The organism is Arthrobacter sp. 18067 (assembly GCF_902706295.1).
Taxonomy (GTDB): Bacteria; Actinomycetota; Actinomycetes; order Actinomycetales; family Micrococcaceae; genus Arthrobacter.
In genome coordinates this window covers 67,282-88,638 of sequence record NZ_CACSJJ010000021.1, presented here as the reverse complement: position 1 = coordinate 88,638, position 21,357 = coordinate 67,282, and the positions used below count along the sequence as shown (strand labels likewise).

Genomic DNA, 21,357 nt, shown 5'->3' with positions numbered 1-21,357 from the left:
TCCTCATGCCGGTGGACGCGGTCCGGAAGGAGCCGACGGAAATTGCCCGCCGTTCGGTGGCTGGATTGTGCTTGGGAGCGGACTCGACGGACCGCCCGGTATGCCCTCCGGATCGCCGCCGGTTTCCATCAGCCGCATCAGCTCAACGTCCAAACCATCCCGACGCATGCGGAGGTCCATATAGATCAGGGCGAAGACGGAGGCTTGGAAGGCGAAAGTCACGGACCCGACCAGCGCACCGATTGCCGAGGAAATCACGGTGGTGACCACCATCGTGGAGGCAACGGCCTCGGCATCAGGGTGAGGGGCAACTACCCCACCAATGGCTGCCGCCGCCAAGGAAGCAGGGATCTGGACTATCTGGCCGATGATGCCCACCATGATGGCGACTACAAGGGTGATCCCGAAGATGCGCCACCAGTTGTTCCTTGTCAGTTGCCAGGACCTGAGGAGTCCGTCATAGACGCCAGTCCGTTCAACCACAATGGCGGCAGGGGCGAGCATCAGTTTCAGCCCGATCCAGACAAAGGCAACTATCGAACCGAGGCCCAAAGGCAGGACAACGAGCAAGGCGCCGGGTCCCATGGCAGTAAACAACAGGACCGAAACGCCCACAATGGCCGCGACTGCGAGCATCCCGCCGAATGTCAGTAACACCGCAACGCCCAGCAGCGGCCAGATCCGTCGGCCGGCGAGTTTCCACATCTGCTTGAAGCCGGTCCGTCGGTTGAGGACCGAGCGGGCTACCGGCACTACCAAAACGCCCTGAAGTACCGAGCCCAGAAAACCGATCAGCACCGAAACGCCCAAAGTACTTGCCATGATGGCGAGGAAGGGGCCCATGGCCTCGTTGAATTCCGCTTCGGAGTTCACGGATTCAAAAGACATCGACAGTTGGAACATCCCCACTGTGACGATGCCGACGAACACCGCCCCTATGGCTTGCACAATCAGAGCCGAACCGAACATGGATGCCGCGTTGCGGCGTATTGTCTGGAAGGATCCATCCAGGATCTCTCCGAACTGGAGCGGACGAAGGGGAATAACGCCAGGTTTGGGAGGAGCAACATAGAAGGGTTGTCCATATGGAGGGCCCGGCGGCCATCCAGGGGCGTGCTGGGCTTGGTGGTATTGACCACCGCTTTGCGGTGCCACCCACGCAGGGGGACCTCCCCATTGTGGTTGATCTCCCCATTGTGGTTGACCGCCCCACTGTGGCTGGTTGCCCGGCACGGGCTGACTGCCCGACGATGGATTTTGGCCGTGCTCTGGCTGTGACACGATATCCTCCCCATAAGACCCGGCCCGTCGACATCCGACGTCCCCCATACGGACCTTGGCACCCAGCCTATAGTCCCGTCGTCGTCCCTCATAGCCCGCCGCCCGGCCAGCCAACAAAGGTGGGGTCACCCTGTTGTGCAGTACGGTGGAACTGCCCTTGGGGCGCCATGCCGTGCGCCGCGCCCAACGGGACAAAGACTTGGTGATAAGGGAATATATAACTATGAAGGCACGCATTCTGGTAGTTGACGACGACGAAGCGCTCGCAGAGATGATAGGCATCGTCTTGCGCAATGATGGCTTCGAGCCGGTGTTCTGCGCAGATGGTGGCCAGGCATTGGAGGTCTTCCGCTCTTCCAAGCCGGACCTGGTGCTGTTGGACCTGATGCTGCCCGGCTCGGACGGCATTGAGGTGTGCCGGCAGATCCGTGGTGAGTCCGACGTCCCCATTGTCATGCTCACGGCAAAGTCGGATACCTCCGATGTCGTCCGGGGTCTGGAGTCCGGAGCCGACGATTACGTGCCCAAGCCATTCAAGCCGGCTGAACTCGTGGCGCGCGTCCGTGCTCGACTGCGGCCCGGCGACCAAAAGGCCCCCGAAACCCTGCGTATCGCGGACGTGACCATCGACGTCGCGGGCCACTTGGTGACCCGAGGTGGCGAGAGGATTTCACTGACCCCCCTGGAGTTCGACCTTCTTGTAGCGCTGGCACGCAAGCCGTGGCAGGTCTTTACCCGCGAGTTGCTGCTCGAGCAGGTCTGGGGTTACCGCCATGCCGCGGATACGCGTTTGGTCAATGTCCACGTCCAGCGCCTGCGGTCCAAGATTGAACGTGATCCAGAGGCGCCCGAGGTCGTTTTGACGGTGCGTGGTGTCGGATATAAAGCAGGTTCCTGACTCCCCGGTCGGCAAGGCCGGCGATGCAGAGACGGACCTCGTATCCACGGGTCCGGAAGCGGCCGGTGTCCAGCAAGTGACGCCGGCTCCATCCATCAACCCCGAACAGTCCCCGGAGGGGGCGGGGTCGAAGACTCGAACCCTGTCGTGGCTGCTGTCGCGCGCACGGATCTGGACACGACGCGGTCTCATCCTGGTTCTGCGGGTTTCACGTCTGGTGTCCATCGGCGTGCGCCAGATCAGGCCCGGCCTTCGATACCTCTGGCGCTCGTTACTTCGGCGCTGGCGGAGATCGCTGGAATTTCGAACAGTCCTCACCACTTTGTTGCTCGCAGTGACGTCCTTTGCGATTGTCGGCGCGTACTTGTCCAACCAAATCGCGAACAACCTCTTCCAGGAACGACTGGCCCAGGCCGAGTCCGAATCGCGCTACAACGTCAAGCAGGTGCAGGACACGTTCGACGGCGCGCAAGTCACCGACCAATCCAGTGTCATCACCTTGGTTTACGACACACTGACCGCCGTGGAGGGGCGGGGTTCGGTGATCCAGCGCCGATACGTTTTCGAAGCGAAACCGGAGCAAACCAAACCGCGAAACCGGTGGGTCGAATCACGCGCGTCCGATCAACTGACGGTCCGGGTCATCCCGCCGGAATTGCGCAAGGCTGTCCAAGAGGGCGGCAAGCAGCAGTTCTGGGCCTCCACCCAGTTCCCTGTAGGTAATGAGGATCGCCCCGGCATTGCTGTCGGCAACATGGTGACGTTCAACGGCACGTCCTACGAGCTCTACTTGATCTATGACCTCAACACGGCCCAACAAACGCTGAACGAAATCCAGAACGTCCTCTGGGCAGGCGGGGCAGCACTGGTCCTCATGATCGGAGCCATCGCGTGGTATGTGACGCGCAATGTGGTCAGTCCCGTCAGCCATGCCGCTGTGGTCTCGGAAAAGCTCGCGGCAGGCCAGCTCCAGGAACGCATGGTGGTCAAAGGGGAAGATGAGGTCGCCAGGCTGGGCGCCTCCTTCAACCACATGGCTGCCAGCCTGCAGGAACAGATCACCCAACTGGCAACTCTGTCGCAGATGCAGCAACGCTTTGTCTCCGACGTGTCCCACGAACTGCGCACCCCACTGACCACCGTCCGCATGGCGGCCGAGGTCCTCTTCGAAGCCCGTGAGGACTTCGACCCCATGAACAAAAGATCAGCCGAGCTGCTCTACCACCAGGTGGAGCGCTTCCAGTCGTTGCTTTCAGACCTGCTGGAGATTTCGCGCTTCGACGCCGGAGCTGCCGTCCTGGACGCCGAACCCCAGGATATCTTCCAAGTGATCTCCCACGTCATGGAGGGCGCGGCGCCGGTGGCAGCAGAATACGGCTCGGATGTAAGGCTCAATGCCAGGCAAAAGAGCATCGTGGTGGAAATGGATTCCAGGAGAATCGACCGTATTCTCCGCAATTTGCTGCTCAACGCTCTGGAGCATGGCGAGGGCAAGCCAATCCACATATCAGTCGCCGCCAACCACGATGCCGTAGCTGTGTCAGTGCGGGACCATGGCATTGGGATGAGCCAAGCAGAAGCTGCAAGGGTCTTCGACCGTTTCTGGCGGGCAGACCCTGCACGGGCACGAACCACGGGAGGAAGCGGCCTGGGACTCTCCATCGCGGCCGAGGACACCAAATTGCATAATGGCTGGCTTCAGGCCTGGGGCCGCAAGGGTTCCGGCTCCAATTTCCGGTTGACATTGCCACTCAGGCAAGGAGGCACAATCGTGAAATCGCCCCTGCAGCTTGAACCCGCAGACATTAAATTTCCCGGGGCCGAGAGCGAGCGCCAAATGCTCATACTTGGGACAGAATCCGGAAGTACTGCGCAAAAGTCCAGGGCTGGAACCGGCCAGCCCATGGCGGCCGACGATGGCGCAGGGGAGGGAGCATGATGCATCTCCGGAACTCCAGGGCGTTTGTGGCCGCCCTGGCTGTGCTGATGGTGTTGCTCGCTTCCTGTGCGCAGATTCCCCGTTCCGGCCCAGTTGGCAAGAGCAAGGACGAGGGCGCAGGCAATCCCAATGCCCCCGTGTTTTTTCCTGCGGCCCCACGCGCCGGCTCAAGTCCCGAGACTGTCATTGAGGACTTCTACATGGCAGGCAGCGGTTACGAGGACGACTATCCTGTGGCGCGCCAGTATCTGACGCAAGCGCAGTCGGTTACGTGGAAGCCTGACAAGCGCGCCATAGTTTTCCGTGAGGCGCAGGTGGTCAAGTCAGCCGTAGAGAATGAGTACCTCTACGAACTCGACCTCGCCTATTCGGTGGATGCTGACGGCGTCGCTACCCAGTTTCCGCCGGGAACCAAGGAGACCATCCCGCTGACACTTGAACAGGTGGAAGGAGAGTGGCGGATCTCCAAGGTGCCGGATGGCACAGCCATCCCGGAGGAAACATTCAAGGTCATTTACGGGGCAAATCCCATCTACTTCTATGACCCTACGTTTACTTACGCGGTTCCTGATTACAGGTGGTTCATCAAGAAGAACACAGTCAAGTCCATGACAAGCGCACTTCTGGCCGGGCCGGCTCCCTACCTTCGAGGTGCAGTTGTCAGTGCGTTCCCTTCCGGGATGAAGCTTGCACGGGAATCCGTACCGGTCGTATCCGGCTCTGCCCAAGTGGACCTGTCTGCCAAGGAATTGTTTGATGCTTCCGCGGAAGACCGCCAGAGGATGCAAAACCAGTTGGCTTTGACCTTCCGGGACCAACCCGACGTCATCAACGTCCAACTGCGTGCCGACCAGGACCTGGTGCGGGTTGAAGACAACGGCACTGTATTGCCGCCTGTACTGGACAAAAGTGTTCCCGCCCGCCAGATCGCCGTGAACAACGGTGACCTGGTGCGCTACGAGAACAACCGGATGACTCCGCTGCCGGATATTCAATCGGTCGCTGGACTGGGGCCGCATTCGCCGGCCGAGTCCCCGGTGTCCCAAACGGCCGCGTTCCTCAATGGTGACAGGACAACCCTGTACGCTATCGAACCGGGGGAGCCCGCACGTCAGTTGACCACCAGGAGCACTCTTACCGGCCCCTCTTTCAGCCCGCACGACTGGGTGTGGACGGCGGGACCTGGTGCCAACGGAGCCGCCGAAGTTGTGGCATTCAAGCCCACCGGCGTTGCACCAGGCATGGCCATACCCAATGTCACTTTGACTCCTTCGTGGCTGTCCGGAAGGACGGTCAAGGATTTCAGGGTCTCCAGGGAAGGGACCAGGGCACTGGTCATTTCGGAGGCGAATGGAAAGTCCACGGTGCAGATCACCGGCATAGTCCGGAATCCCGACGGCGTGCCCAAGGACCTCACCACGCCCATCACCTTGCTTAGCACAGCCACGGCTGACCAAGGTGTCTGGGTCAACGGCTCCACAGTGGCGGTGATGTCGAGTTCGACGACGGGAACCGTGGTTCCCGAATTGTTGTCCTTGGCATCAGGAGAGCCTCAGCAATTGGCACCTTGGGACGGACTGACCAGCCTCAGTGCTGGAAACGGCTCCGAGCAGATCTATGGCCAATCGGAGGCCGGCGTTTTCCAACGTGTCGGAAACGGCTGGGAGCTCCAGCTGAAAGGGCCCACGGAGCCAGCCTTCCCGGGCTGACCTGCCGTCCGAAATACCGTGTCGATTGTCCACATATGGCTGAGGGTGGCTTTCGGTCGCGCCGGTAACTGGGCAGGCTTGCAGGATGACCTCCCCAGACATCAGGAGCGGGCGACGTGCGTGGCGGCTCGGGAGCGGCCTCGACCCTGACCTCCATGCATTGGATCCTGTCAGGGCGCGCCGGCGTGGTCGGGACCAGCGTCGCCTCGACCGGCTGCTGTCCGCACTGCGGGGAGCCATAGCTGACCTTATTGCCCTGTTGGTTCCCGTTGAATGCGTTTGCTGCGGCGTGGAGGACACAGTGTTGTGCGGCGGCTGCGCGAAAAGTGTACGTCAACTTTGCAGGCAGCCCTTCCGTGCGGAACAAGAATCGCCTGCATTGGTTGACGTCCATGGCAATGCGAAACTCGGAGTGGTAGCAGCGGGAGCTTACCGGGATGAACTGGCACGATGCCTGCTCTCATTCAAGCACTTTGGCCAGTGGCGCCTGGCAGGTGTTTTGGCTCCGTGCCTCGGCAAGGCGGTGGAAACTGCCATGGGTAGCCAAACCGGTTATTGTCTCGTCCCGGTTCCCACGACTGGCAGGGCCTACCGCAAACGCGGATTCAGCCCCCTCCACCTCTTACTTCTATGCCTGCGAATGCGCCGCATCCTGCCGCAGTGCCCCATCATTGACGCACTTGAGAAGAGGCCGGCTGCACCGGTCCACGCAGTCACCAGAGATTCCTTGCGGGGGCTGACTGCCCGGATGGTCCAGGCCGTGTCGGATAAGGACGGTTCAGGCCGCGAAGCCGGCCAAAAGGGCTTGGGCAGGGGTGCGCGGGCCAGCAGGGTCCGGGGATCCATGCGGGTACGCAGCCGGCGTATGGACGAGATCAGAGGCATGAGGTGCATCCTTGTGGACGACGTCCTCACCACGGGGGCCACTCTCGCTGAGGCAGCGCGGGCCGTCGCGGCAGCGGGTGGAGTCGTGTGCGGCGCCGTTGTGCTCGCGGCCACGAGGCCACCAGCCTACGCTTCAAACAGCACCGCAGACTATCCCCATGAAGTCCTTAAGACTCAATCAAAAAATAAGTGACTAAAGGATGAATAACGCGTGGCGATGAACTAACGTCGGTTGTGGGTACCAAGAACAGATGTACCTGTCGATAGCGGCTCGGAAAGGGGCTCGACTGTCCGTCAGACTAGCCCCCAACAGCGTCGTTGTCGTGTCACCTGAGTTATTTGGAGGGCACCATGGAGTTCATGATCAGCGGACGAAATCTCACAGTTTCTGACCGCTTTCGCGAATACGCCGGCGAGAAAATCTCAAAGATTGAATCGCTGGGGGATAAGGTCCAGCGAGTCGACGCCAAGGTTTCCAAGGAAACCAACCCCCGGCAGACACCGGGCCAGCTCACCGTCGAAGTGACAGTCCTGGGCCGCGGCCCCGTTATCCGTGCCGAGGCCACAGCCGCTGACAAATTCGCAGCCTTCGATCTCGCGTACAACAAGCTTCTTGAGAGGCTCCGGCGTGCGAAGGACCGGAAAAAGGTGCACCACGGCCGCCACACGCCTAAGGCAGTGCGGGAAGCCACAGCAACACTTGAGCCAGCCAGTGCGAGTGAGCCGCTCTACGTTGAAGCGAGCAATCACCAAGAGCCCGCGCCGCAGGCAGATGAGCGTTCTCCCTACGACATCGAGAACGACATTCCGGCAGGCGATTCACCCGTACTGATCCGCCGGAAGGTGTTCCCCGCCGCGTCACTGACCCTCGATGACGCCGTGGACAGTATGGAACTGGTTGGTCACAACTTCTACCTGTTCCTGGACAAGGAAACCAACGCGCCGTCGGTTGTGTACCGGCGCAGTGGTTGGACCTACGGTGTGATCACCCTCGACTCCACATGCGAGCCCGGAGAGGAGGCCGTGGAAGAGAAGATCCACGCCTACCGCTCTGACGATCAGGCTTCGACAGCCAAGTAAGGCAACATTTCCTGCATGAAGGGACGTCCATGACCGCTTCGCTGAGCCTGTCACAGGCACGGCGGATCGCATTGGCAGCCCAAGGATTGGCAAAGGTCCGGCCCACCGGCCCCGTGAGTGCACGGGCGGTGGGCCGGACCTTTGCCCAACTTCGGCTAGTCCAGATCGATTCCGTAAACGTCGTGGCGCGAAGCCACTACCTTCCGTTCTTTTCCCGGCTGGGCAATTACGACCCCCTCATTCTCCAAACGATGGCTGGTAAGAAGCCACGCAGGATGATGGAGTACTGGGCGCACGAGGCAAGCTTTATTCGCCCGGAGCACTTTCAGGACCTGTTGGTGTGGCAAAAGCGGTCGTGGGTGGGAGCCCACCACCTGGATCCCGGCGTCCGTCAGGAGATGGAGGATCGCATCCTCGCAGCCCTCACGGCAGGACGTCCCATGACGGCGTCCGAACTCACGGCAAAGCTCGGACATGCCGAGGCAGCTGAACGTGACAACTGGGGGTGGAATTGGAACATCGTCAAGCGGGTCCTGGAACATCTGTTTGAAGAGGGAAGAGTGTCTGCTGCTTCCCGGACCCCGCAATTCGAGCGCAAGTACACCCTGACATCCAGGGTTGTTCCAACCAAGGCCTTGTCCGGAGGCGATCCGGAAGAGTCACTGGACCGGTTGATGGACGCAGCCGCCCAAGCCCACGGCATTGGTACAGTGCGCTGCTTTTCCGACTACTTCCGGACGCCCTTTAAGGCGGGAGCTGATTCGGTCCAGCGACTGGTCCGTGCGGGTCGCCTTCAACGAGTGTCAGTCCGTGGTTGGGACAGGGAAACCTATAAGCATGTAAGTGCCGGTACACCACGCATAGCCGAAGGCCGGGCCCTGCTGAGTCCTTTCGATTCCTTGGTTTTTGAGCGGCGGCGGCTCGAGGAACTGTTTGGCTTCCATTACAGGATTGAGATCTACACTCCTGCCGCGAAGCGCCGATTCGGCTACTACGTCCTGCCGTTCCTGCTCCGGGACGGGATCGTCGCCCGCGTGGACCTGAAAGCGGATCGGGCGTCCGGCCAACTCCTGGTGCGCTCGGCCTTCGGTGAGGTTGGTGCGCCGGCGGATACCGCCGTCGAACTTGCTGCCGAACTTGACCTCATGGCCGCTTGGCTTGGGCTGCAGGAAGTGGTGGTGTGGCCTGTTGGAGATCTCGCCGACGTGCTCGCGGAGGCCGTTGCACGCCACGGTGATCGCACGAAAGGGCATGGGCATCAGGGCAGTCCGCTCACAGTGGAACGCGGCAACGTGGCGCTGGTCTCTCCCGTAGACTGAAACAGCCAGAATTCGGCAGCATGAGACTGGGAGCAATTTCACGTGGCATCACTAATCGAAAAACTTCTCCGCACGGGTGACAAAAAGACACTCAAGCAACTGCGGAACTATGCCGATTCCATCAATGCCCTGGAAGACTCCTTCAAGTCCTTCACGGACGCCGAACTCCGCGAGGAAACAGACCAACTGCGGTCCCGCCACCAAGACGGCGAAACACTGGAAGCACTCCTGCCGGAAGCGTTCGCCGCTGTTCGTGAGGCTTCATCCCGTACTTTGGGGATGCGGCACTTCGACGTACAGCTTATGGGCGGCGCCGCACTTCATTTGGGCAACATCGCTGAAATGAAAACCGGTGAGGGCAAGACCCTCGTGGCCACGGCACCTGCTTACCTCAACGCCCTCGCGGGCAAAGGCGTCCACGTCGTCACGGTCAACGATTACCTCGCTGAGTACCAGTCAGAGCTCATGGGCCGCGTCTACAGGTTCCTGGGCCTCACCAGTGGCTGCATCCTTTCCAACCAGGACCCATCGGTGCGCAGGCAACAGTACGCAGCGGACATCACCTATGGAACCAACAACGAATTCGGCTTCGACTACCTGCGGGACAACATGGCGTGGGATGCCAGCGAACTGGTCCAGCGAGGCCACAATTTCGCGATCGTGGATGAGGTCGACTCCATCCTGATTGATGAAGCACGTACTCCACTCATTATTTCCGGGCCTGCGCAGGGCGACACCAACCGGTGGTACAGCGAATTCGCCAAGGTCGTGCTCCGGCTGCAGCCAGAGGTCGACTATGAGGTCGACGAAAAGAAGCGAACCGTAGGCGTGCTCGAAGCCGGTATTGAAAAGGTGGAGGACTACCTCGGAATCCAAAACCTGTACGAATCGGCCAACACGCCCTTGATCGGCTTCCTCAACAACGCCATCAAAGCCAAGGAACTGTTCAAGAGGGACAAAGACTACGTCATCCTCGACGGCGAGGTCCTGATTGTTGACGAACACACCGGCCGTATCCTGGCCGGACGACGCTACAACGAAGGCATGCACCAGGCCATCGAGGCCAAGGAAAACGTCGAGATCAAGGCAGAGAACCAGACTCTCGCCACGGTGACCTTGCAGAACTACTTCCGCATGTACTCGAAGCTTGCCGGCATGACTGGTACGGCCGAGACTGAAGCCGCGGAGTTCATGAGCACCTACAAGCTTGGTGTCGTTCCCATCCCCACCAACCGCGATATGCAGCGCATCGACCAATCGGACCTCGTCTACAAAAACGAGGTTGTGAAGTTCGACGCCGTCGTCCAGGACATCGGCGAAAGGCATGAGAACGGCCAGCCCGTATTGGTGGGCACTACCAGTGTTGAAAAGAGCGAGTATCTTTCCAAACTGCTGGCCAAGGAAGGCATTAGGCACGAAGTCCTGAATGCCAAGAACCACGCCCGCGAAGCATCCATCGTGGCCCAGGCCGGACGAAAAGGCGCTGTCACGGTCGCCACCAACATGGCGGGCCGCGGTACCGACATCATGCTGGGCGGCAACGCCGAATTTACGGCCATTGCAGAGCTAGCAAAGCGTGGTCTGGACCCTGAGGAGAATTCGGAAGAGTACGAGGCAGCATGGCCCGAGGCGCTTTCGGCAGCCAAGCAGGCAGTCAAGGATGAACACGAAGAAGTTCTCGACCTTGGCGGACTGTACGTGCTGGGTACCGAGCGCCATGAATCGCGTCGGATCGACAACCAGTTGCGCGGCCGTTCAGGACGCCAGGGCGACCCCGGCGAATCCCGCTTCTACCTTTCGCTGACGGACGACCTCATGAGGTTGTTCAACTCGGGTGCGGCAGAACGGCTCATGAACAGCTCCGTTCCGGATGACGTTGCGCTCGAATCCAAGCTTGTTTCGCGAGCCATCGCATCCGCCCAGGGACAGGTGGAAGGCCGCAATGCCGAACAGCGTAAGAACGTCCTCAAGTACGATGACGTCCTCAACCGCCAGCGTGAAGCGATCTATGGGGACCGTCGTCGAATCCTCGAGGGTGACGACCTCCACGAGAAGGTCCAGTTCTTCCTGGAAGACACCATCAACGCCCTCATCGATGCCGCCACTGCCGAGGGAACTGGTGACGACTGGGACTTCAACCAGCTTTGGGCCAATCTGAAAACTCTCTACCCGGCAACCGTTACCGCGGAGGAAATCATTGAGGAAGCGGGCGGCCGGTCCAGGGTCACGGCCGACTTCCTCAGGGATGAGATCCTCTCTGATGCCCGCCTCGTTTACCAGGCCCGCGAAGAGGCTATCGGGTCTGAGAGCATGCGCGAGCTTGAACGCAGGGTGGTGCTTTCGGTCCTCGGGCGCAAATGGCAGGAACACCTTTACGAGATGGACTATCTCAAGGAGGGAATCGGTCTCCGGGCCATGGCACAGCGCGATCCTTTGGTGGAATACCAGCGCGAGGGCTTCGTGATGTTCCAGAGCATGATGGAAGCCATTCGTGAGGAAAGTATTGGATTCCTCTACAACCTTGAGGTAGAGGTAACACCCGCCGAAGATGTTGTGGTGGCTGACGACACTGCCGCCGGAGCGCACACCGAACATCATGAGCCACAAATCCGGGCGGCCGGCCTGCAGGCGCCGGAGAAGCCGGCGCAACTGCAGTACACGGCTCCGGGCGAGGATGGTGCCACTCAAACGCGCATCGAGGGCCGTGCCTCAGGTCGATCGGGTAACCCGGCCAAGGCAGCAAGCCAGGATCAGCGCAAGCCGGCAAAAAAGAAGCGTCGCTGAGCATTCCGCTGCGGCGGGGCAAGCACGATATGTAAATGGGTGGACCCTGGACTCATCGTCCGGGGTCCACCCATTTCATGCGTAATCACGGTGGCCGGGCCTGATGGTGTTATCCGATTTCCAAAGCGGTGACCCGCCATACACCGTCGAAGCGTTCCAACCTCATGGCGACGGCACGGCATCTCTGTTCTTCTGCAACAACGATGCTCGCTTCGCAAATAGTTGCGGATATGGAACAGACCCTGACCGAGCGGACCATGGGGCTCCGGTGTGGCCGTGAATTCCCCCGGATCCTGGCGGCGTGTTTGCGCGTGAGGGCAGCCCGATGCTGGAGAGAGACGTAACATTCGGGATCCAAGGACCTGGAAAGCTGGCTGACCGGGCGAGTGCCGGCAAGAACCTCCAAAGCTGCCTGGGCGATGGTACGCGCAACCAGCCGTACATCGATATCAGGGGCGTTCGTACCATTCGCGGCGATAGTACGTTTGGGGCTCAGGCGCCCTGCGGCGCGGCTTGCAGCTGCAATGGTCATGGTCATACCTCTGGCATTCACTACTTGAGCCCGGGCGTGGGGACGCTCTGCTCGAATGGCTTCTGCTGGGATGACGCTGGAATTATCTTTGACTTGCGGATCTGGCCCCTGAGCGGGTGTTGTCCAAAATTCGAAAAGGCCGGCAGAGGCCCTGGATGCTTAGCCGGGTAAGGGTGGCCGCAGGACTTGACCCGGAAGCAGCACCGAGGGGTCACCGCCAATGGTGGTCCTGTTGGCGGCATACCATTTGGGCCAGGCCAGCGCGACGTCCACATCCGTGGCAAAAGGTCCCAGCCTTGAAGCGGCAATGGACCAGAGCGTGTCTCCTGATTCAACTACCACGCTGACTTCGTTGGCAGTGATGATCTGCCGGGAGGACTGGCGGCTCAGCAGCCCGGGATCAGTCACTAGGGGCCGAGGCTGCCAGCGCGGATCATCGACCGGAGTTTCAGCTGCTCCGATGCCGGCCGTCTGTGGGACAGGGGCGGAGCCGACCAAGGACATGGGCGTCCACGCTGCGGGTGCAGCCTGCGTGGATTTAGCAGTTTCCGGTTTCCAGCCCGGATCCGGTGGCGCGGCACTGGCCTGCGACATCGTGGCACCGAGCAGATTCAAGCTCAGAACTGCCACAGCCAGTCGCAGCATAAACGCAGGGCTGAATTTGGAGAGAGAGTCAGCACTCTTCTGACGTCCGCCCCGATGCAAGAGCGAGACGAGGAAGGCGATCAGGAGGGAAAGGATCCACCACACTACTATCCCGGCACCGGCGGCGCTCGAAACAAAACCGAGGAGCTGCTCAAACGACATGCTTTGCCCATGGTGCTCCGCGGACTGCCACTGACTCACGAGGATGCGGCCCACATAGGTAAGGAGCAGCCCGAGTCCAAGAATCGATGCAGCCAGGGCAGTGTCTTTACGCAATGCTCGTGCCATTGATGCTCCCCAGGCTTCGTTTGATGCACTTTGATGTCATTTGATCATCTTGGACTATTTTGAGCATATTTGTTAGTGCTTGTCCAATCGGATTCATGGGCCTCTCGTAGGATTCGCCGTACCTATATGTTGCAGCCTAGTCTGACCACATGAGATGGGACTCTCTCTTCGATGACTTGGAAGCACAATTTTCAGCAGAACGCGCCTTGGAAAGGGAATCCGAGATAACGGAGCGGGCCAGAGTCGAACTTGCGGCCATTGAACTGGGTGACCGCCTTCGAGCCGTCGCCGGTTCCGGGATCAAGGTAGTCCTTGTTGATGGCAGCATCATCCGCGGAGGCCTGCGACATGTAGGCGGCGAGTGGTTTGTGTTGGTGGACGGTGCCAGGGAATGGCTGGTCCCCTGCGCTTCGGTGCTCTCATACCAAGGACTGGGCAGGTCGGCCCGAAAGCCTCTGTCCCCGATGCATCGTTCTATGGGAATGGCTACTGCCTTGAGGGCGCTGGCCAGAGACCGCGCCGAACTAAATGTTTACTTGAATGCGCGGACGGGTAATGGTCACAAAGTCCAAGGTGTCATCGACAGGGTCGGCCGGGATCATTTTGATCTCGCGGTCGTCCCCGAGGGGGAGGTGCGGCGGGTCGGCAACGTGATGGCAGTGTTGACCATCCCTTTCAGCTCGCTGGCAGCACTGTCCTCGGCCGGCAGCCAAGACGTGCCGTACGGTGACTCCTAGGACTGGGTGGTCTTCGTCCTAGCCTCTTCGATCATCCGGCCGGCTTCTGCATAACGTTCCTGGATGTATTCCTCAAGCATTGTTTCCTCGATACGCCATTGTCCCCGGCCCCCTACCTGGATGGCTTTCAATTCCCCGCTTCGAACAAGGGCATACGCCTGTGGGGAGTTGATTTGGAGTTGTTCGGCGACGTCCGCCAGAGTCAGGAATCGGGGCATGGCTCCATTTTGCCATTGTTGACCCCGTTTGGTGCACTTATCCACAGTTTTAGGCCATTTGGCCTCAGTGGCTTTGATCCATCAGAAGCTGCCGGTAAAGAATGGTGTAGCGGGTCAATAGACCTTGCCGTTACTCATGACGGGGGGAGCAGGGAAATGGGTTCACCAGCCATCGTTTCCGGCCAGAGATTGAAGAAGCCATCGTGGAAGGATCCCCGCCTTCTTATTGGTGTGTTGCTGGTATTGGCCTCCATTGCGGGCGACATAGCCCTGGTTGGCACAGCTGACAGGACGACGCAGGTTTATGCCGCGCGGGAAGACATCGCCGTGGGCCAAACGGTGACTGAAGCGGACCTGTCTATTGTCAAAGTCCGGCTTGACGATATTGAGTCCAGTTACGTAACCGTGGAAGGGGGACTTGCCACAGGCAAGGTTGCGCTGCAGAGAGTGGCGAAGAACCAGCTTATTCCCCAGCAAAGCCTGGGCAAGGCCGACGCCCTGAACAGGAAGCCAGTCGCCATTCCAATGGATGAGGAACTCCCCGCGCAAGCAACGCCTGGTGCGCGCGTGGACGTCTGGGTTTCCATGCCGGGTTCGAACAATGCGTACGACAAACCGCAGCTTTTGCTGCCGGGCGCTGAAATTGCCAACGTGGCCTCGGGGTCCGATACCTTGGGCGCCTCGAAAACCACCGTGGTACAGGTGTTGGTGACTGATGAACAGATGCCAAAACTGTTGGGCGCCCAGGCAAACAAGGCGAACATCTCCGTCGTTTGGAACCCGGCAGGCTCAAGCCAATGAGTATTCCAGTTGTTACTGTCGGCACCGCGCAAGAGGCTGTAGTCGGAGGGCTGGAACGACTTCACGGCCCAGTGACGGTGGTGCGTCGTTGCTCGGAGCTTGCCGAACTGATGGCCGCCTGCCAAAGCGGCCTCGCGATGGCTGCTGTCGTGGCGGAGGGCTCCGAGGAACTAACCACAACTTTGGTCGATCGGCTTGGGGCGGTTGGAGTTTCCATCGTGGCTTTGACGGACGATCCAGCCGAGGCCCACCGTCTGCACTCCATCGGAGTTGTCGCAGCAGCCTCCGGAATAGAACCTTCCGCACTCGCAGCCAGAATTTCCGAGGCTGTTGCCCGCGAGGACACTCGCGGCCGTCTCGGTTCGGGGCATGACGCAGGGTTCGCGGACGCCGGGGAGGACTTGGTCTTGCTGCCGGCAACCGCAACAGCGGACGAATCGTCAGGAGGCTCAGGCCAGGTCTTTGCTGTCTGGGGACCTGTAGGTTCACCAGGCCGGACTCTTGTCGCGGTCAATATCGCAGCGGAATTGGCAACGAACGGTCAATCCGTCCTCCTTGTCGATGCTGATAGCTACGGGGCCAGCGTCTCTGCAGTGCTAGGCCTCTTGGATGAGTCCGCTGGCTTGGCCCAAGCGTGCAGGCTTGCAGATCAAGGCATGCTTGACGTCAGCTCGCTGAAGGCAGCGGCCATCCCGGTCTTCATCAAGAGTGGCTCATTCCGCGTACTCACGGGAACGACACGCGCGGACCGTTGGACCGAACTCAGGGCGGCGGCACTCTCACTGGTCCTCGAACGGGCCAGACAATTGGTAGACGTTGTGGTTGTGGATACGGGGTTCTGCCTCGAATCAGATGAAGAGCTGAGCTTTGACACCATGGCACCGAGGCGAAACGCTGCAACTCTCCGCAGCCTGGAAATAGCTGATGTCGTCTTCGCCGTGGGGGCAGCAGATGCGATCGGGGTACCGCGCTTGGTTCGTGGACTGGCCGAACTTGAAGCAGCAGTTCCGCAAGCATCCCCGCGTATTGTGCTGAACAAGGTCAAGCGCTCCACCGTGGGCCATTCACCCAAGCAGCAATTGGAGGACGCCTGGGACCGCTACGGTCCGGGGACCGGAATCCATGCCTACCTGCCGGCCGATCCAGTGGCCTGCGACGCCGCATTGCTCTCCGGATCAGTTCTCCTGGAAGTCGCACCCGAATCGGCGCTTCGTGTCGCTATTGCCAATTTGGTCTGTGCGCCTGCCCAGCAAAATCGAAATTCTTCTGTACGAACCACCAGAGCCGCCCGCCTCCTTAAGCGCTAGGCTCACCATGTGGGCTGCAGAGTCGCAGCAATCAACATGTGATGGAGGCGTTTGTCGATGTCGTCAGGATCCAGCGTAGAGGATCGGTCCGATGCAGCAGTTGTCCGGGAGGGGTTCTTTGGTGACTACTATGAGCACCTCGCAGAGGAGGACTCACGTGCATACTCGCCTGAGCTGCTGATATCGCGGGCAACGAATCACAGACGTGTCGCGCAGTCCCGATTGCCGGGGAACGCCGTCGTCGAGATCGGCGGTGAGGCTGACCGAAGCGTCGTCTATATCGTCACGGACGATATGCCGTTTCTTGTCGACTCAGTCAATGCAGAACTCGTTCGCCAGAACTGCGCCATCAGGTTGGTAATGCACCCCTTGTTCGTGGTCACCCGCGACAGGGTGTCAGGCGAACTGCGCAATATTTCGAGAGTTCCCTCCAACGTCGGAATATCCAGCGGCGACACAGCCGCTTTACCCAGCATTGCCCATCTTCTTGGTGACGGCGACAACGCATCACACATGGAGTCGTGGATCGCGGTGGAAATTGACCGGGTCAGCGACGAAGCCCGCGCAGAATTGATCGCAGGATTGCAACGTGTCCTCGGCGATGTCAGGGCGGCGGTCGAGGACTGGCCAAAGATGCGCAGCAAAGCACTTGAACTGGCTGAGGCGCTGGGGAGCGTATCCCACCCTGAGCAAGTCGCCGAACTCCGACAGGCCCAGGACCTCCTGCGGTGGCTGGACAACGGTAACTTCACTTTCCTGGGATACCGCGAATACGATCTCGTTGACGAAGACGGTGAGGACGTCCTTCAACTGCGTGAAGACAGCGGTCTTGGGCTGCTCCGCGCGGGCGACACCACACGCCAGGTCCAGCATCTGACCGATGCCGGTCGCAAGCGTGCCCGGGAAAAGCGGGCCTTGGTGATCACCAAGGCGAACTCCCGGTCCACAGTGCACCGGCCCGCATATCTCGACTACATCGGAGTCAAGAGCTTTGACGCTTTGGGCAACGTCAATGGGGAGCGGCGCTTCATCGGGCTGTTCGCAACCAGTGCCTATACCGGATCTGTCCGTAATATCCCGATCGTTCGCGACAAAGTCGATGCCGTGCTGCGAAACGCAGGGTTCCCGATTGACTCTCACTCGGGCAAGGACCTCCTCGGTATTCTGGAGACGTACCCGCGTGACGAGCTGTTCCAGATCGAAATAGCGGACCTGGCCGCCACAGCTACCGGTATTCAGCGCCTGCAGGAACGCCGCCGGACCAAGCTTTTCCTTCGGCCTGACATCTATGGCCGCTTCATGTCGGCAGTTGTATACCTGCCCCGCGACCGTTACACCACCAGCGTTCGCCTCCGGATCGAGCAAGAACTACGGGAAACCTTCCAAGCCGAGAGCATTGACTACGAGGCCCGGATAACCGAGTCTGCCTTGGCCCGTGTCTTTTTCCGGATCAGGCTTCCCCGCGCAGCTGAACTCGCAGAAGTCAACGTGGCGGAGCTCGAACACCGGCTGATGAGGGCATCCCGGTCCTGGAGTGAAGGTGTGGCCGAGGTCCTCCGCGAGCACCGTCCTGCGGAAAATGCCGACATCCTGTCTGCGCTGTGGGCCGAGGCGTTCCCGGCGGGCTACCGCGTTGACTACGAGGTCGAGGATGCGCTGGAGGACATTGAACGCTTCGAGAAATACGGAGCGCAGGCCGAGCGTGCCGGGGAAGCAACCAAGCAGGTCAAACCCGGTGTTCACGTGTACCTTCCCGAAGGTGCCGGCGAGGCCTTGGAGGAGGACGCCCGCGTCAAGCTCTACCTCATGGAGCCCAAGAGCTTGAGCCAGATCCTTCCCTACTTCCACAATCTCGGCCTTGAGGTATTGGACGAGCGGCCCTTTGAAATCGAAACCGCTGATCACCGCGACTTCTTCCTTTACGACCTCGGGCTGAAGTATCCCGCCGGCGTCGATCCCCTCGCCACCGGGGACCTCCTCGGTGATTCCTTTGGAGCTGCCGTCACAGGGGCCGTCGAGTCGGACAACTTTGACCGTCTGGTGCTGCGCGAAGGCATGCATTGGCGGCAGGTAGTGGTACTCCGCGCGTACGCCAAGTACATGCGCCAAATGGGCAACACCAACTCGTTCGGTTTCATAGCCGACACGCTTCTGGGCAACCCCGATGTTGCCCGGGGGCTTAACGCCCTTTTCTCAGCCCGCTTCGATCCTGCGGTCGCAGAGGATCTCCGGCCTGAACGCCAAGCCGCCGCCCGGGCAGCCCTCGCGGAGTCCATTGAGCAGGTTGCCACCTTGGATGCGGACCGTGTATTGCGCACGTTCGTGAACCTGATTGAATCCACCCTTCGGACCAACTACTTTCAGAACAAGGAATACCTCAGCTTCAAGCTGGACCCTACATCGATTGACGGGTTGCCTTTCCCACGTCCCATGTTCGAGATCTGGGTCTACTCACCGCGGGTAGAGGGCGTTCACCTGAGGTTCGGGAAGGTGGCCCGCGGCGGCCTTCGCTGGTCGGACCGCAGGGAAGACTTCCGGACCGAGATCCTTGGCCTCGTGAAGGCACAGACTGTCAAGAACGCGGTCATCGTCCCCACGGGCGCCAAGGGTGGGTTCTTTGCAAAGAAACTTCCCAATCCTGCAGCCGACCGCGCAGCCTGGATGGCCGAAGGAATTGAGAGCTATAAGACTTTCATCCGGGGTCTGCTCGACATCACCGACAACCTCGTAACCTCGGCGGATGGCGAAAGGCTTGTACCGCCGTCGGACGTTGTTCGACACGACGGCGACGACTCCTATCTGGTGGTGGCAGCGGACAAGGGAACGGCGACGTTCTCCGACACCGCCAACGGGCTGGCTGCCGAGTATGGCTTCTGGCTGGGCGACGCCTTTGCATCCGGCGGATCTGTCGGCTATGACCACAAGGCCATGGGCATCACGGCACGTGGTGCTTGGGAGTCGGTCAAGCGTCACTTCAGCGAGCTCGACCTGGACACCCAGACCGAAGAATTCACCGTAGTCGGAGTTGGCGACATGTCCGGTGACGTCTTCGGCAACGGGATGCTGCTTTCACGGCACATCCGGCTTCTGGCTGCATTCGACCACCGGCACATCTTCCTTGATCCCACGCCCGATGCCGCGGCATCCTTTGCCGAACGGCAGAGACTGTTCGAATTGCCGCGGTCGTCCTGGGATGACTATGACAGGTCACTCATCAGCGAAGGTGGCGGTGTCTACCCGCGCCAGGCAAAGACCATCCCGGTTTCCGACCAAGTCCGCAAGGCCCTGGGCCTGCCCGATGGCACGACGCAGCTTAGTCCGCCGGAACTTCTTCGCGCGATTTTGTTGGCTCCGGCAGACCTTCTCTACAACGGTGGCATTGGCACTTATGTCAAGGCCAGCACGGAGACCCATGCGGCCGTTGGTGACAAAGCAAACGATGCCATTCGTGTGGACGGGCGAGACCTTCGGGTCAAGGTTGTCGGCGAAGGCGGAAATCTCGGTTTGACGCAGCGAGGGCGCATTGAAGCGGCCTTGCAAGGGGTCATCCTTAATACGGACGCGATTGATAACTCGGCGGGAGTGGACTGCTCCGATCACGAAGTCAACATCAAGATCTTCGTTGATCGTATGGTCGCGGCCGGAAAGCTGGATGCCACAGAGCGTGCGTCCTTCTTGGCGGCCATGACGGACGAAGTGGGACGCCTCGTTCTGCAGGACAACATCGACCAAAATATCCTGCTCCTGAACGATCGCACACGGGTTGCCGACTGGAGCCCGAGTTACGAGCGCCTGATGGACTGGCTGGAGAAGTCTGCCGACCTCAAGCGTGAACTTGAAGCGTTGCCCACCACGGATACCCTTCGTGCAAGGTTGGAGCAGGGCCAGGGGTTGACGTCGCCCGAACTGGCGGTCTTGGCCGCCTACGCCAAGATCGAGCTCGGCGCTGCATTGCGTGACAGCAACCTTGCCGACGATCCTTGGTTTGCGGACACCATCCGCGACTACTTCCCCAAGCAATTACGGGAGAAATTCGACGCCGAGCTGGACACACACCCCCTACGCCGCGAGATCATCGCAACCGTTGTAGCCAATGACATCATCAACCTGGGCGGCATTACCTTTGCTTTCAGGGCGATCGAAGAGACGTCGGCGAACGAGGTAGCAGTCGCCAAGGCATTTGTGGCGCTGCGTGAAATCTATGACCTCGATCCCATGGTTGCGGAGCTGAACGCACTCCCGGCATCTTTCCCGACGGAACACTGGAGTGAAGTCCACCTGGATATCCGTCGACTGCTCGACCGGGCAGTGCGATGGGTGCTGGGGCAAGGCATGGCGTCACAACCGATTTCCAAGGTCGTCGAATCATTCAAGCCGATGATGGCCCCGTTGAGGGCGAAACTTCTGGACTACCTCCGTGGCGAGGACAAGATTCGCATCACTGGTTGGCTCGAGAAGGCCCGTGGCTGGGAACTGCCTGAACATCTTGCCCACAGGTGGGTGGAACTCTTCGAGAGTTACGCGCTTTTGGACATCTCCAGGATTGCCCAAACGGGCGGCGACAGCGTCGAGGATGTTGCGCACGTCTACTACACCGTGTTCAACCGCTTCCACGTGGACTCGCTGCTGGAACGAATAAGTTCATTGCCACGGGACGACCGTTGGCAGGCGCTGGCCCGGGCGGCCCTTCGGGATGACTTGTACTCAACAGTGGCGGATATGACGACGTCGGTCCTGGAGTCGACGGAGTCCGGCACCGTGGCCGAAGACCGGCTGAGGGCATGGGAAGGCCAGAATGCCGAGCAACTCGGACGTGCCAAGACCATGTTTGACGAGGTCAACGCACTGGAAGCCGACGACATGGCTTCACTGTCGGTAGCATTAAGGCTCTTGAGGTCAATCGTTCGACGCTAGGGGCAATACCCGGCGTCGCA

15 protein-coding genes are annotated in these 21,357 nt (G+C 60.2%); 11 read left to right on the top strand and 4 right to left on the bottom strand.

Annotated features, from left to right (window positions below):
• Positions 1–3: 3 nt before the first annotated feature.
• Positions 4–969 carry a hypothetical protein gene (locus GVL04_RS19385; RefSeq protein WP_235036359.1) on the bottom strand — a complete coding sequence of 322 codons (966 nt, stop codon included), beginning with the start codon at positions 967–969 and terminating at the stop codon, positions 4–6.
• Positions 970–1,504: 535 nt separating this feature from the next.
• On the opposite strand from GVL04_RS19385, the gene mtrA reads away from it, so the two are divergent.
• The 7 genes from mtrA (at position 1,505) to secA (ending at position 11,895) form a co-directional block, all read left to right on the top strand.
• Positions 1,505–2,179, top strand: coding sequence for an MtrAB system response regulator MtrA (gene mtrA / locus GVL04_RS19380; RefSeq protein WP_014922244.1), 675 nt, complete (start codon positions 1,505–1,507; stop codon positions 2,177–2,179).
• 142 nt (positions 2,180–2,321) lie between these two features.
• Entirely contained in the window at positions 2,322–4,118 is a 1,797-nt protein-coding gene (gene mtrB, locus GVL04_RS19375) for an MtrAB system histidine kinase MtrB (protein WP_235036365.1), read from the top strand.
• Positions 4,115–5,827 (top strand): LpqB family beta-propeller domain-containing protein, encoded by a 1,713-nt coding sequence (locus GVL04_RS19370; RefSeq protein WP_159707541.1) that lies wholly within the window; start codon positions 4,115–4,117, stop codon positions 5,825–5,827. The genes mtrB and GVL04_RS19370 overlap by 4 nt, the downstream gene beginning before the upstream one ends.
• An 85-nt stretch (positions 5,828–5,912) precedes the next feature.
• A complete protein-coding gene (locus GVL04_RS19365; protein ID WP_159707539.1) occupies positions 5,913–6,905 on the top strand; it encodes a ComF family protein in 993 nt (330 codons plus the stop codon).
• Positions 6,906–7,063: 158 nt separating this feature from the next.
• Complete coding sequence (raiA, locus tag GVL04_RS19360; RefSeq protein WP_159707537.1) at positions 7,064–7,792, top strand: ribosome-associated translation inhibitor RaiA; 729 nt, start codon at positions 7,064–7,066, stop codon at positions 7,790–7,792.
• A gap of 29 nt (positions 7,793–7,821) precedes the next feature.
• Positions 7,822–9,111, top strand: coding sequence for a winged helix-turn-helix domain-containing protein (locus GVL04_RS19355; protein ID WP_159707535.1), 1,290 nt, complete (start codon positions 7,822–7,824; stop codon positions 9,109–9,111).
• Between the two features lie 42 nt (positions 9,112–9,153).
• On the top strand, positions 9,154–11,895 hold the full coding sequence (gene secA / locus GVL04_RS19350; protein ID WP_159707533.1) for a preprotein translocase subunit SecA: 2,742 nt from the start codon (positions 9,154–9,156) through the stop codon (positions 11,893–11,895).
• A gap of 109 nt (positions 11,896–12,004) precedes the next feature.
• Here secA and GVL04_RS24725 read toward each other — a convergent pair whose 3' ends face one another.
• Both GVL04_RS24725 and GVL04_RS19345 read right to left on the bottom strand, forming a co-directional pair.
• The gene (locus GVL04_RS24725; protein ID WP_235036358.1) at positions 12,005–12,427 is read right to left on the bottom strand and encodes an Rv3235 family protein; all 423 of its coding nucleotides are present in this window, start codon (positions 12,425–12,427) and stop codon (positions 12,005–12,007) included.
• A 159-nt stretch (positions 12,428–12,586) separates the two neighbouring features.
• The gene (locus tag GVL04_RS19345; protein WP_159707531.1) at positions 12,587–13,360 is read right to left on the bottom strand and encodes a LysM peptidoglycan-binding domain-containing protein; all 774 of its coding nucleotides are present in this window, start codon (positions 13,358–13,360) and stop codon (positions 12,587–12,589) included.
• 149 nt (positions 13,361–13,509) lie between these two features.
• On the opposite strand from GVL04_RS19345, the gene GVL04_RS19340 reads away from it, so the two are divergent.
• Complete coding sequence (locus GVL04_RS19340; RefSeq protein WP_159707529.1) at positions 13,510–14,097, top strand: hypothetical protein; 588 nt, start codon at positions 13,510–13,512, stop codon at positions 14,095–14,097.
• Here GVL04_RS19340 and GVL04_RS19335 read toward each other — a convergent pair.
• On the bottom strand, positions 14,094–14,315 hold the full coding sequence (locus GVL04_RS19335) for a helix-turn-helix domain-containing protein (protein WP_159707527.1): 222 nt from the start codon (positions 14,313–14,315) through the stop codon (positions 14,094–14,096). The two genes, GVL04_RS19340 and GVL04_RS19335, sit on opposite strands and share 4 nt — an antisense overlap.
• A gap of 156 nt (positions 14,316–14,471) precedes the next feature.
• Here GVL04_RS19335 and GVL04_RS19330 point away from each other — a divergent pair, with 156 nt between their 5' ends.
• From GVL04_RS19330 to GVL04_RS19320, 3 genes are read left to right on the top strand one after another with little or no spacing between them, the layout of a single operon-like run.
• Positions 14,472–15,116 (top strand): SAF domain-containing protein, encoded by a 645-nt coding sequence (locus GVL04_RS19330; protein WP_159707525.1) that lies wholly within the window; start codon positions 14,472–14,474, stop codon positions 15,114–15,116.
• The gene (locus tag GVL04_RS19325; RefSeq protein WP_159707523.1) at positions 15,113–16,423 is read left to right on the top strand and encodes a P-loop NTPase; all 1,311 of its coding nucleotides are present in this window, start codon (positions 15,113–15,115) and stop codon (positions 16,421–16,423) included. The genes GVL04_RS19330 and GVL04_RS19325 overlap by 4 nt, the downstream gene beginning before the upstream one ends.
• 57 nt (positions 16,424–16,480) lie before the next feature.
• A complete protein-coding gene (locus tag GVL04_RS19320) occupies positions 16,481–21,337 on the top strand; it encodes an NAD-glutamate dehydrogenase (RefSeq protein ID WP_159707521.1) in 4,857 nt (1,618 codons plus the stop codon).
• Positions 21,338–21,357 lie beyond the last annotated feature (20 nt).

Coding starts and splice junctions, on each gene's coding strand:
- GVL04_RS19385 (WP_235036359.1), bottom strand. CDS start 969: ATGTTCGGTTCGGCTCTGATTGTGCAAGCCATAGGGGCGGTGTTCGTC.
- mtrA (WP_014922244.1), top strand. CDS start 1,505: ATGAAGGCACGCATTCTGGTAGTTGACGACGACGAAGCGCTCGCAGAG.
- GVL04_RS19370 (WP_159707541.1), top strand. CDS start 4,115: ATGATGCATCTCCGGAACTCCAGGGCGTTTGTGGCCGCCCTGGCTGTG.
- GVL04_RS19365 (WP_159707539.1), top strand. CDS start 5,913: ATGACCTCCCCAGACATCAGGAGCGGGCGACGTGCGTGGCGGCTCGGG.
- raiA (WP_159707537.1), top strand. CDS start 7,064: ATGGAGTTCATGATCAGCGGACGAAATCTCACAGTTTCTGACCGCTTT.
- GVL04_RS19355 (WP_159707535.1), top strand. CDS start 7,822: ATGACCGCTTCGCTGAGCCTGTCACAGGCACGGCGGATCGCATTGGCA.
- GVL04_RS24725 (WP_235036358.1), bottom strand. CDS start 12,427: ATGACCATTGCAGCTGCAAGCCGCGCCGCAGGGCGCCTGAGCCCCAAA.
- GVL04_RS19345 (WP_159707531.1), bottom strand. CDS start 13,360: ATGGCACGAGCATTGCGTAAAGACACTGCCCTGGCTGCATCGATTCTT.
- GVL04_RS19340 (WP_159707529.1), top strand. CDS start 13,510: ATGAGATGGGACTCTCTCTTCGATGACTTGGAAGCACAATTTTCAGCA.
- GVL04_RS19335 (WP_159707527.1), bottom strand. CDS start 14,315: ATGCCCCGATTCCTGACTCTGGCGGACGTCGCCGAACAACTCCAAATC.
- GVL04_RS19330 (WP_159707525.1), top strand. CDS start 14,472: ATGGGTTCACCAGCCATCGTTTCCGGCCAGAGATTGAAGAAGCCATCG.
- GVL04_RS19325 (WP_159707523.1), top strand. CDS start 15,113: ATGAGTATTCCAGTTGTTACTGTCGGCACCGCGCAAGAGGCTGTAGTC.
- GVL04_RS19320 (WP_159707521.1), top strand. CDS start 16,481: ATGTCGTCAGGATCCAGCGTAGAGGATCGGTCCGATGCAGCAGTTGTC.